Annotated in this window: 11 protein-coding genes and 1 other annotated feature; all 11 genes read left to right on the forward strand. The window is 36.8% G+C overall.

Annotated elements, in window-relative coordinates; genetic code table 11:
• On the forward strand, positions 1 to 1,092 hold a 1,092-nt coding region (locus tag AC06OU_RS14810; RefSeq protein WP_475856796.1), incomplete at its 5' end, for an AAA family ATPase.
• A 38-nt stretch (positions 1,093 to 1,130) separates the two neighbouring features.
• Positions 1,131 to 1,346 (forward strand) — a binding site (T-box leader).
• Between the two features lie 85 nt (positions 1,347 to 1,431).
• A complete protein-coding gene (gene alaS / locus AC06OU_RS14815) occupies positions 1,432 to 4,065 on the forward strand; it encodes an alanine--tRNA ligase (protein WP_475856797.1) in 2,634 nt (877 codons plus the stop codon).
• A gap of 76 nt (positions 4,066 to 4,141) precedes the next feature.
• The gene (locus tag AC06OU_RS14820) at positions 4,142 to 4,408 is read left to right on the forward strand and encodes an IreB family regulatory phosphoprotein (protein ID WP_053588802.1); all 267 of its coding nucleotides are present in this window, start codon (positions 4,142 to 4,144) and stop codon (positions 4,406 to 4,408) included.
• Positions 4,409 to 4,410: 2 nt separating this feature from the next.
• Positions 4,411 to 4,830 (forward strand): Holliday junction resolvase RuvX, encoded by a 420-nt coding sequence (ruvX, locus tag AC06OU_RS14825; RefSeq protein ID WP_169358024.1) that lies wholly within the window; start codon positions 4,411 to 4,413, stop codon positions 4,828 to 4,830.
• A gap of 11 nt (positions 4,831 to 4,841) precedes the next feature.
• A complete protein-coding gene (locus AC06OU_RS14830) occupies positions 4,842 to 5,135 on the forward strand; it encodes a DUF1292 domain-containing protein (RefSeq protein WP_475856801.1) in 294 nt (97 codons plus the stop codon).
• Between the two features lie 97 nt (positions 5,136 to 5,232).
• A complete protein-coding gene (gene mltG, locus AC06OU_RS14835) occupies positions 5,233 to 6,351 on the forward strand; it encodes an endolytic transglycosylase MltG (protein WP_475856802.1) in 1,119 nt (372 codons plus the stop codon).
• A 186-nt stretch (positions 6,352 to 6,537) separates the two neighbouring features.
• Entirely contained in the window at positions 6,538 to 7,170 is a 633-nt protein-coding gene (locus AC06OU_RS14840) for an O-methyltransferase (protein ID WP_475856804.1), read from the forward strand.
• A 5-nt stretch (positions 7,171 to 7,175) separates the two neighbouring features.
• A complete protein-coding gene (locus AC06OU_RS14845) occupies positions 7,176 to 8,105 on the forward strand; it encodes a peptidase U32 family protein (protein ID WP_475856806.1) in 930 nt (309 codons plus the stop codon).
• Positions 8,106 to 8,160: 55 nt separating this feature from the next.
• Positions 8,161 to 9,435, forward strand: a complete 1,275-nt coding sequence (locus AC06OU_RS14850; protein ID WP_475856809.1) for a peptidase U32 family protein — start codon at positions 8,161 to 8,163, stop codon at positions 9,433 to 9,435.
• Positions 9,435 to 10,073: a uridine kinase gene (gene udk, locus AC06OU_RS14855; RefSeq protein WP_251555599.1), complete on the forward strand. Its 639-nt coding sequence runs from the start codon at positions 9,435 to 9,437 to the stop codon at positions 10,071 to 10,073. Before AC06OU_RS14850 ends, udk begins: the two co-directional genes overlap by 1 nt.
• 112 nt (positions 10,074 to 10,185) lie before the next feature.
• The gene (greA, locus tag AC06OU_RS14860; RefSeq protein WP_251555598.1) at positions 10,186 to 10,659 is read left to right on the forward strand and encodes a transcription elongation factor GreA; all 474 of its coding nucleotides are present in this window, start codon (positions 10,186 to 10,188) and stop codon (positions 10,657 to 10,659) included.
• The last annotated feature ends 164 nt before the right edge of the window (positions 10,660 to 10,823 follow it).

Consider the following 10,823-nt stretch of genomic DNA (forward strand, 5'->3'; position numbering starts at 1 on the left):
CTAGATACTTGGCTAGGTCATCAGCTTTTAAAAGCTATCCCTAAGGATGCTCAGGTTATTTTTGTTGGTGACCAAGACCAGCTCCCACCTGTTGGTCCAGGTCAGGTATTAAAGGACTTACTGGCATCTAAAAGAATTCCAACAGTGGAACTGGTTGATATTTATCGACAATCAGAGGGATCCTCCATTATAGAATTAGCACATGAAATGAAACAAGGAAGTGTACCTGCTACACTTACCGCTAAAACAAAAGATCGATCCTTTATCAAGGCAACGACTGAACAAATCCCTAAAGTAGTAGAACAAGTGTTAAAGGCGGCATTGTCTAAAGGTCAATCCATTCGAGAGATCCAAGTGCTAGCTCCTATGTATAGAGGGCCTGCTGGAATAGATGCGTTAAATAAAATGATTCAAGAGATGGTCAATCCGAATACCGATGGAACACGTAAGGAAATGACCTTTGGAGATACAATTTATCGAATAGGAGATAAAGTACTCCAGCTAGTAAATCAACCGGAAAGTAACGTTTTTAATGGCGATATGGGGGAAGTTGTTGCTATTTTTAGAGCCAATGAAACGGTTGAGAAGAAAGAGATGCTTGTTGTCTCTTTTGATGGCAATGAAGTTACCTATGAAAAGAATGATCTAAATCAAATTACTCTAGCGTATTGTTGCTCCGTTCATAAATCACAGGGTAGTGAGTTCCAAACAGTCATTATGCCTGTTACTAGAAGCTATATGAAAATGCTTAGACGTAACTTGCTTTACACGGGAATTACTCGTGCTAAAAATTTCTTAATACTTTGTGGAGATCCAGAGGTATTTAAATTTGGCGTTGAACGAACAGATGACTTGCAGCGTTTAACTACATTGAAAGAACGTTTATCAGATGAAGAAAAAGAAGAAAAAGAAGAAATAGAGACAAAATCTACATCATCTGACTCTGCAGAAAAAAGTCGTACTGAAGAGACGTTGTCTGTTGAGGCTGATGAAGTGGACTCAACATATTTGTCAGCAGATAATTATCATTTAATCGATCCTCTCATAGGCATGAAGGGGATTACCCCATATGTGTTCTTAGATACAGATTGACATAGTACAAATTGTTAATTATAATCAAAATTGCATATAAAAACATGATGACGGAGAAAGTACTGTTGTTACCTGAAGAGAGAAGGGTTCCTTTGGCTGAAAGAATCCCCAGCGTATAACAATTAGGAAAGCTACTCCTGAGTGCAGCTAATACCTGCCGTAAATCTGCGTTAAGGATTCTTAAGAGACATAATAGGTTGTATTCTATTATGTAACTAGGGTGGTACCGCGAAATAATAGCTTTCGTCCCTTTTTGGGATGAAGGCTTTTTTTATTTTATTTTGCATAGCGTCAAATCTTTTGTTAAAGAGGAATAATTTTATTAGGAGGAATGAAAAAATGAAACATTTAACTGGTGCACAAATTAGACAAATGTATTTAGACTTTTTTATAGAAAAAGGTCACTCACAAGAACCATCGGCGCCACTTGTACCGATTAATGATGCTTCACTTCTTTGGATCAATAGTGGAGTTGCAACGTTAAAAAAATATTTTGATGGACGTGTAATTCCAGAAAATCCAAGAATCACAAATGCACAAAAATCTATTCGTACTAATGATATTGAAAATGTAGGAAAGACAGCTAGACATCATACGTTCTTTGAAATGCTAGGAAACTTCTCAATCGGTGAATATTTTAAAAAAGAGGCAATTCATTGGGCTTGGGAGTTTTTGACTGATGAAAAGTGGATGGGCTTTGAACCTGAAAAGTTATCTATTACCATTCATCCAGAAGATGAAGAGGCATATGTGATTTGGAAGGATGAAATAGGTATTCCAGAAGAGCGTATTATTCGTTTGGAAGGAAACTTCTGGGATATTGGAGAAGGACCGAGTGGACCTAACTCAGAAATTTTCTATGACCGTGGTGAAACCTATGGCAATGATGTATTTGATCCAGAACTTTATCCAGGTGGAGAAAATGATCGATATTTAGAAATATGGAACTTAGTTTTCTCTGAGTTTAACCATAATCCAGATCACACGTATACACCGTTGCCAAAGCAAAACATCGATACCGGAATGGGCTTGGAGCGTATGGCTAGTGTCGTACAAAATGTTCCAACTAACTTTGATACAGACCTATTCATGCCTATTATCGAGCAAACTGAAACAATTGCTGGTAAGAAGTATCGCCAAAACAAGGAAAATGACGTAGCTTTCAAAGTAATTGCTGACCATATTCGTACCGTTGCTTTTGCTATTGGAGATGGTGCTTTACCTTCCAATGAAGGACGTGGCTACGTACTTAGAAGACTTCTTCGCAGAGCAGTCCGTTTTGCAAAACAACTAGGTATCGATCAGCCATTTTTATTTGAGCTTGTACCTGTAGTAGGGGAAATCATGAAGGATTTCTATCCAGAAGTTACAGAGAAAAAAGACTTCATCATGCGTGTTATTAAAACAGAGGAAGAACGATTCCATGAAACACTACATGACGGGCTTAGCATTTTAGAAAAAGTAATTGAGGAGCAACGTTCAAAAGGTGAATCATTTATACCTGGAACAATTACTTTTACACTTTATGACACATACGGTTTCCCGATTGAGTTAACAGAGGAATATGCAGAAGAAGCAAATATGACAGTTGATCATGAGGGCTTTAAAGCTGAAATGGAAGCTCAACGTTCTAGAGCACGTGCTGCTCGTCAGAATGTAGATTCTATGCAGGTACAATCTGCTGTTTTTAGTAACTTACAAGATGAAAGTGAGTTTGTTGGCTACGATACGTTAAGTGTCACTACAAAGGTTACCTCTATTGTACTTGGGCAAGAATTAGTTAATTCTGCACAAGAAGGCGATGAAGTGAAAATTATTTTAACCCAGACACCTTTCTATGCGGAAAGTGGGGGCCAAATAGCAGATCATGGAACAATTGAAAATGATAATTTCCGTGGGTTTGTAAAGGATGTTCAAAAAGCTCCAAATGGTCAAAATCTACACACTGTTATTATTGAGTCTGGAGAAATGACAGTTGGGGCTGACATAGTAGCTACAGTAGATCAAACATTAAGAGGTCATACTATAAAGAATCACTCGGCAACACATATCCTACATCAAGCTTTAAAAGACGTTCTAGGAACACATGTAAACCAAGCAGGCTCATATGTTGGACCAGATCGCCTACGCTTTGACTTTTCTCATTTTGGGCAAGTAACGAAAGAAGAGTTAGAAACAATCGAGCGTATAGTTAATGAAAAGGTGTGGGATAATATTCCGGTAGTAACTGGATATCACAATATTGAAGAGCCAAAAAATATGGGTGCCATGGCTCTTTTCGGAGAAAAATATGGAGATATTGTGAGAGTAGTTCAAATGGGAGCTTATTCATTAGAGCTTTGCGGTGGAGTGCATGTGAAAAACACTTCTGAGATAGGTTACTTTAAAATTCTTTCTGAAGGCGGTATCGGTGCAGGAACACGTCGTATTGAAGCAGTTACTGGAAAAGGTGCATTTGAGGTTATTAAAGAGGAAGAATTGCTTCTTACGGAAGCTGCTTCACTAGTAAAAGCTCAACCAAAGGATTTAGTTATGAAGGTTTCTCAATTATTAAGTGAATTGAAAAACATACAAAGAGAAAATGAATCATTATCTGCTAAAATCGCTAATAGTCAGGCATCTTCCGTTTTATCATCAGCTCAAACTATTAATGGCATTACGGTGCTATCTGTTAAAGTAGAGGCTAAGGATAATAATCAACTAAGACAAATGATGGATGATTTAAAACAAAAAATGGATAATGCTGTCATAGTTTTAGGTGCAGTAGACGAGGAAAAAGTAATGATTTCAGCTGGAGTGACTAAGGATTTAGTAGGTGGGAACTACCATGCTGGAAATATTGTCAAACTAGTCGCTGAACAATGTGGAGGTAAAGGTGGGGGTCGTCCGGACTTTGCCATGGCTGGGGCTAAAGACGCAAGTAAGCTTGAGCTTGCACTTAACTCCGTTTACGAATACATCAAATCAGTTTAAACTATTTCAAAAATAGGGTATACTTAACAAATAACTAAGCAAACATTATTACCAATTTGAAAGCGAGGTGCTGATCATGAGTTCATTTGATAAAACAATGAAATTCAATTTCCCAGAGGAATCGATGGAACAAGAAGTCAAACATGTGATGCTTCAGGTTCACTCTGCATTAGAGGAAAAAGGATATAACTCTATAAATCAAATTGTTGGCTATTTACTTTCTGGTGATCCAGCTTATATTCCTCGCCACCAAGATGCTCGAAATATGATCCGTAAATTAGAACGAGATGAAATTTTAGAGGAGCTAGTTAAGTTCTATATTAAAAAGAATAATGAGGCGTAATTATGAGAATAATGGGTTTAGATGTCGGTTCTCGCACCGTGGGCATTGCAATAAGTGATGCCCTCGGTTGGACAGCCCAGGGGATTGAAACGATTAAAATTAACGAAGATGCACAAGAATTTGGGATGGAACGAATTGATGAATTGGTAAAACAACATCAAGTGAGTGAGTTCGTCGTAGGCTTTCCTAAAAACATGAATAATTCTATCGGACCGCGTGCAGAAGCTTCGGAACAATTTGCCAAGCTGTTAACTGATAAATATAACTTTCCAGTAACATTATGGGATGAAAGATTGACAACTATGGCTGCAGAACGTATGTTAATAGATGCGGATGTTAGTCGTAAAAAACGCAAGCTAGTTATTGACAAAATGGCTGCTGTAATGATTTTACAAGGATATCTTGATAGAAAAAACAGATGAGGTGACCACAAATGGACCACGGACAAGAAAATATTACAATCGTTGATGACAACGGAAATGAACAGCTTTGTAACGTATTATTTACATTTGAATCAGATGAATTCGGTAAATCTTATGTACTTTACTACCCTATCGGTGCTGAAGAAGATGAGAACGAAGAAATAGAAATTCATGCTTCTTCTTTCACTCCAAATGAAAACGGAGAAGATGGAGATTTACATCCAATCGAGACAGATTCTGAATGGGATATGATCGAAGAAATGTTAAACACATTTTTAGATGAAACAGAAGAAGACGAAGACTAATTCAAATCTAAAAAGGGTGGACTGAGTATTCTCATTCCATCCTTTTTCTTTTTGTTGAGCATCATGTATAATAAGGGAGAATAAAGGGGGAAAGCCCGTGGAAAACAAATCAAAAAAAGAGATAATGTTTGATCAGATGAAAAACAAAAAAAAAGAAGTAAAACTTGTTAGAAAAATAGTAATGATAATAGCATTAGTTCTGTTGGTCGTTATTGCTATAGCTGGATTCACTGGTTATAACTATGTAAAAGGTGCTCTTTCACCAATGGATCCTGACTCTACTGAGAAAGTGACAGTAGAAATTCCAATTGGCTCAGGTATCGATAGCATATCTTCGACTCTCGAAAAAAATGGAATCATTAAAAATGCAAAGATTTTTAAATACTATGTTAAGTTTAATAACCAATCTGATTTTCAAGCAGGTACATATGCATTGTCTAAGGATATGACTTTAGATGAGATTATCGAAAGTCTTAAAACTGGAAAAATTTATAGGGAACCAATACTAACCTTAACCATTCCAGAGGGATTGACTCTAGAGCAAATTGGAGATGTAGTGGAAAAGAAGACCGGCAATTCTTCTAAGGAATTTTTTGAGCTAGTTACTAACGCAGAATTTGTTGATCGAATGATGAGTAAGTACCCTACATTGTTAACAGAAGAAATCAAAGGGGAAAACATCCGTTACGCATTAGAGGGTTATTTATATCCATCGACATATCCATTTTACGAGGAAAAACCTACAAATGAAGAAATAGCAGAAATGTTATTGGCTCAAACGGACAAAGCATTGGCTCCTTATTATGAGTTGCTACAAGCAGAAGAGAAGTCGGTACACTGGCTGTTAACTTTTGCCTCCTTATTAGAAGAAGAGGCAACTGCTCAAACAGATCGTGAAAAGATAGCTAGCGTCTTTTTCAACCGTTTAGAAATTGATATGCCATTACAAACTGACCCTACTGTACTTTATGCCTTAGGAAGCCATAAAGATCGCGTATTATTTGAGGATTTAGAAATTGATAATCCATATAATACTTACCAAAACAAAGGATTACCACCAGGTCCGATTGCTAATGCAGGGAAAATGTCCTTAGAAGCAACATTAGATCCAGAAAAGACAGAATACTTCTATTTCCTAGCTGACAAAGAAGGAAAAAATCATTTTTCTAAGACATATGATGAGCATCTTCAAAAAATAGACGAACATTTAAAATAATAAGCATGCAGGAGAAGGAAGGTTATCGCTTTCCTTCTCCTGCTATGTTATTATAAGATGGGTTTTTTACGTATCAGGTTATATTTGTCTGTTGATTATCCTTACACTTAGGAGTAGAATTTCGGGAAGCAGAGGTATCTCCAGTTTACATAACGAAATAACCTTGCATCTAAAAGGAGTTAAGCTATGAACATCAGTGAAGATTTTATGAAAAATCTAATTAAGCCGAGAGATCCTATCTTTATTGAAATGGAGAGCTATGCAAAAGAAAACCATGTACCAATTATGCAACTATCAGGAATGGAAGTATTGCTACAGTTACTCTCTTTACAGAAGCCAACCTCTATTTTAGAACTTGGAACAGCAATCGGTTATTCTTCTATGCGCATGGCCGACAAACTAGATGCTTCTATTGTCACAGTAGAGCGTGATGAGCAAAAAGCGATGCTAGCTAAGGAATATATTAACCGAGCACACTTGGAGGAACGCATCAGAGTCATTATTGGAGACGCCTTAGAGTTAGATGAGGAAGCTTTGAATGATCAAAGATTTGATGCTATTTTTATTGATGCTGCAAAAGGACAATATAAAAAATTCTTTGAAAAGTACGCACCTTTGTTAAACGATAGGGGCGTTATTTACTGTGATAATATATTGTTAAACGGTCTCTCCGAGCTTCCAATAGAAGAGGTTCCGAGAAGGAAAAGAACCATGGTGCGAAACCAGCATCAGTTTATGGAATGGTTAATGCAGCATCCAGACTATGACACAGCATTCTTTTCTGTTGGAGACGGAATGCTAGTAAGTATAAAGAGGTGACAAGCATGAAAAAAGCAGAATTACTAGTGACACCTAAAAATGTAGAGCACATTCGAGAGCTCATACAGGCAGGTGCAGATGCTTTTTTAGTAGGCGAACAGTATTTTGGGTTAAGGCTAGCGGGAGAATTTACACTCGATGATATTAAAGCAGCGACAAAGCTAGTTAAAGAACATAATAAAAAAATATACGTTGCCATGAACGGCATTTTTCACAATGACAAAGTAGATGAACTTGGCCCTTATATGCAGAAAATACAAGAAATCGGAGTAGATGCAATTGTATTTGGTGACCCGGCAGTAATTATTGCTAGGAGAGAGGCGGGAGTTACAATACCTCTTCATTGGAATACCGAACAAACAGCTACTAATTTCTTTACAGCAAACTATTGGGGAAAACGTGGTTCTACAAGAGCTGTTTTAGCTCGTGAGCTTAGCTTAGAAGAAGTGATAGATATAAAGGAAAATGCAGAAGTCGAAATAGAGGCGCAGGTGCACGGAATGACGTGTATGTTCCAGTCCAAGCGATCATTAATCGGCAACTATTTTCTTTTTCAAGATAAGGCAATGGAAGTGGAAAACCGTTCTCAAAATAAGAATATGTTTTTACATGATAAAGAGCGATCCAATAAGTACCCTATCTTCGAAGATCAAAATGGAACCCATATTTTTAGTCCGAATGATATTTGTATGATTGATGAGTTAGATGAGTTTTTAGATGCAGGAGTGGATAGCTTGAAAATTGATGGCATTCTCCATGAAACGTCATATGTAACGGAAGTCACTAGCTATTATCGTCAGGCAATTGATGCATACTATGAATCACGTTCAGCCTATAAAGAGATTAAAAAGGAACTATTTAAGAAAATTGAAGCTATTCAACCTCCACTTAGACCCTTGGATACCGGTTTTTATTTTAAAGAAACAGTATACTAATTGCGTAGCTCTTAGCTGAAATTATTTTCGGTTCAGAAAGGACAGAATTCATGTGATAAACACGAAAATAGATGAAATAAGTGAATTAGTCGACGGCAAACGTGTCATTACGAAAAAGCCTGAGTTATTGGCTCCGGCCGGTAGTCTAGAAAAATTAAAAATTGCTGTTCATTATGGTGCAGACGCAGTATTTATAGGTGGTAGAGAGTTTGGCTTACGTTCAAACGCAGGTAATTTCTCCATTGATGAAATGCGTGAGGGTGTCGAGTTTGCCAATCGATACGGAGCAAAAATTTATGTTACCACTAATATCTTTGCTCATAACGAAAATATGGACGGGCTAGAGGAGTATTTAAAGTCAATAGAGGCTGCAGGAGTAACTGGAATTATAGTTGCAGATCCTTTAATTATAGAAACCTGTAGGGAGGCAGCTCCTAAGCTAGAAATTCATTTAAGTACGCAACAATCCCTTTCTAACTGGAAAGCAGTCCAATATTGGAAGGAAGAAGGCTTACACCGAGTTGTTTTAGCTCGAGAAACAAGCGGTGAAGAGATAAAGCTAATGAAAGAAAAAGTGGATATAGAGATTGAGACCTTTATCCATGGAGCTATGTGTATAGCATATAGCGGTAGATGTACACTATCTAATCATATGACGGCTCGCGATTCTAACCGCGGTGGTTGCTGCCAATCATGTCGATGGGACTACGATCTCTACGAAGCAAGCTCTAATGGAGAAGAGAAAGCATTATTTGAAGAAGAAGATACTCCTTTTGCTATGAGCCCAAAAGATTTGAAGCTAGTTGAATCTATTCCTAAAATGATTGAAATGGGAATTGATTCACTAAAGGTAGAAGGCCGTATGAAGTCTATTCACTATATAGCTACAGTTATTAGTGTATATCGTAAAGTCATCGATGCTTATTGTGCGGACCCAGCAAACTTTGTTATGAAGCAGGAATGGTTGGTAGAACTTGAAAAGTGTGCAAACCGAGAAGCAGATACAGCATTCTTTGAGGGTGAGCCTGGTGTTGAACAACAAATGTATGGCGTTCATGACAAAAAACTGGGATACGACTTTGTTGGGCTAGTTCTTGACTATAACGATGAAACACAAGTAGTTACATTACAACAGAGAAACTACTTCAAGCCAGGAGATGAAGTGGAATTCTTTGGACCTGAAATCGACAACGTTCGATTAGTAATTGGTGAACTTAAAAATGAAAAGGGAAAAGTTCTAGATGCAGCAAGACATCCCTTAGAAATAATACAATTTACTTGTCCTACTAAATTATATCCAAACAACATGATGAGAAAGGGGTTAAACTAATGGCTAAACGTACTCCGCTTATCATAGGCATCACTGGTGGCTCCGGTTCAGGAAAGACCAGCGTTACCCAAGCAATTAGTGAAGTTTTTAAAGACCATTCTGTAGTAGTTATTGAACAAGATTATTATTATAAAGATCAAAGCCATTTAGCCTTTGAAGAAAGATTGAATACAAATTACGATCATCCCTTTGCTTTTGACAATGACCTACTTATTCAGCATGTAAATGATTTGCTGAACGACAAAGCAATTGAAAAACCAATTTATGATTATGCACAGCACACGCGTTCAAGTGAAACAGTCCTGATCCAACCAAAGGATGTAATTATTTTAGAAGGTATCCTAGTGCTAGAGGACGAGCGTTTAAGAAACCTCATGGATATAAAATTATTTGTAGATACAGACTCAGATTTACGTATTATTCGAAGAATTTTACGTGATATTCATGAGCGGGGCCGTACGGTAGAATCTGTAGTAGAGCAATATTTAACAGTCGTTCGCCCGATGCATAATCAGTTTATTGAGCCTACTAAAAGGTATGCAGATGTAATTATTCCTGAAGGCGGTCAAAATGAGGTAGCAATCGATTTAATGGTTACAAAAATAAAAACTATTCTTGAAACTAATGCTATTGTATAATATGATGATGAAAGATTTACAAATATTTCATTAAATTCATATCATTTTAACTCGAAGCATATGAATAGGAAATATATGTTTATAAAGAGGGATTTTAAAGGAGTGTATGGAAGTGTCAACTGAGAAACAATTTCCGATGACTGTAGCAGGTAAACGTAAACTAGAAGAAGAATTAGAAGTATTAAAAACTGTAAAACGTAAAGAAGTCGTAGAACGTATCAAAATTGCTCGTAGCTTCGGTGATTTATCGGAGAATTCGGAGTATGATTCTGCTAAGGAAGACCAAGCTTTTGTTGAAGGAAGAATCTCTACAATTGAATCCATGATTCGAAATGCTGTGATTATCGAAGAGGAAGATAATAATGATGTTGTTTCTTTAGGTAAAACTGTAACATTTGTTGAAATTCCAGATGGAGATGAAGAAAGCTACACAATCGTTGGATCTGCTGAAGCTGATCCTTTAGAAGGTCTTATCTCAAACGATTCTCCTATTGCTAAAGGCTTACTTGGAAAAACAACAGGAGATAAAGTGAAAATCCTTACTCCAGGTGGAGAAATGGATGTAGAAATTATTTCTATTTCATAGCACAGAAAATATATTTTCAAAATGAGGAGTAAACATTTAAATGTTTGCTCCTCATTTTAAATTTACAAGGAATCTAAGTATCACTAGTTAAGACCTTTGTTATATGGTTCATTCATTTTTATCAATGTAATCTGAACAATCATGTGGAAAACATAATGTATTTT

The sequence above is a fragment of the Psychrobacillus sp. genome (genome assembly GCF_056205495.1).

What these genes read in the sequence shown, in the direction of transcription:
- AC06OU_RS14830 (WP_475856801.1), top strand. Translation starts at nt 4,842, where the DNA reads ATGGACCACGGACAAGAAAATATTACAATCGTTGATGACAACGGAAAT.
- AC06OU_RS14845 (WP_475856806.1), top strand. Translation starts at nt 7,176, where the DNA reads ATGAAAAAAGCAGAATTACTAGTGACACCTAAAAATGTAGAGCACATT.
- ruvX (WP_169358024.1), top strand. Translation starts at nt 4,411, where the DNA reads ATGAGAATAATGGGTTTAGATGTCGGTTCTCGCACCGTGGGCATTGCA.
- alaS (WP_475856797.1), top strand. Translation starts at nt 1,432, where the DNA reads ATGAAACATTTAACTGGTGCACAAATTAGACAAATGTATTTAGACTTT.
- AC06OU_RS14820 (WP_053588802.1), top strand. Translation starts at nt 4,142, where the DNA reads ATGAGTTCATTTGATAAAACAATGAAATTCAATTTCCCAGAGGAATCG.
- AC06OU_RS14840 (WP_475856804.1), top strand. Translation starts at nt 6,538, where the DNA reads ATGAACATCAGTGAAGATTTTATGAAAAATCTAATTAAGCCGAGAGAT.
- udk (WP_251555599.1), top strand. Translation starts at nt 9,435, where the DNA reads ATGGCTAAACGTACTCCGCTTATCATAGGCATCACTGGTGGCTCCGGT.